We start from the raw sequence: 1,031 nt of genomic DNA on the forward strand, positions 1-1,031 counted from the left end.
GGGTGATTGATGACGGCAAGCTCGCGGGGCAGCCGCTGGCGCCGGGGGCGGCCAAGATCATCGGCATCGACCCCGCGACCGATCGTGTCTTCGCCCGCATCATCCTGCGCCCGCCCACGCTCCTGCCCGACAGCCACATGAACGACCTGCGCGTGGATCTGACCCATGGCGCGGAGGGCACGGTTTACGTGACCGATTCCTCCTTCGGGCTGTCACCCGCCCTTGTGGTGGTGGATGTGGCCACGGGCCGCCAGCGCCGCGTGCTGGCCACCCATCCCTCCATCCAGGCCGAGCGTGGCTTCATGGCGGTGGTGGAGGGGCGGCCGCTGGTGTTCGATCCCCCCGCGCATCCGCCCGCCTTCGTATGGGGTGGGGTGGATGGCGTCACCCTCTCCCCCGATAGCGGCACGCTGTATTACAGCCCCCTGACCAGCAGGCGGCTCTACGCCATTCCAACGGCGCTTGTGGCCGATTTCTCCACAACCGATGCCCAGCTTGCCCGCAATATTCAGGATCTGGGGGAAAAGGGCGTGGCGGACGGTCTGGCCACCGATGCGAAAGGCCGCATCTACACCACCAATTTCGAGCACGACGCCATTTTCCGCCGCAACGCGGATGGCTCGTTCGACACCATGGTGCATGACCCGCGCGTTCTCTCGCCCGATGGAATCTTTGTCGACGGGAACATGGTGTACTGCACGCTGGGGCAATGGAACCGCCTGGCCGGGCTCAATGGCGGCCACGACCTGCGTGTTCCGCCCTATTATCTCATCCGTTTCCCGACGGATACACCGCCAGCGGTCGATGCGATGAAGGTGACGCCCGGCTAGTTGCCTCTTTCCCCCGCGACGGAATTGCGGCAACAATTCCCCCATGAATATTATGTCGCGTATGATCCTGCCCCTGATGCGGCGTCTGGACCCAGAGGATGCCCATCGTATCGCCCTTGATGCCCTGCTGCTCGGCCTTGGCGGCGTATCGTGCCCCGGCGCGGACGATCCGGCCCTGTCCGTGCGGGCCATGGGGCTGCG

General features: G+C 65.6%; 1 protein-coding gene and 1 pseudogene. Both read left to right on the forward strand.

The window, feature by feature from the left end; all coding sequences use genetic code 11:
• The coding region (locus JCM25156_RS17930; protein ID WP_025814234.1) for an L-dopachrome tautomerase-related protein at positions 1-830 on the forward strand (830 nt) is incomplete at its 5' end.
• Positions 831-873: 43 nt separating this feature from the next.
• Positions 874-1,031, forward strand: a pseudogene (locus JCM25156_RS31710) (quinone-dependent dihydroorotate dehydrogenase); the annotation flags it as partial.

It is taken from the genome of Komagataeibacter kakiaceti JCM 25156 (genome assembly GCF_000613305.1).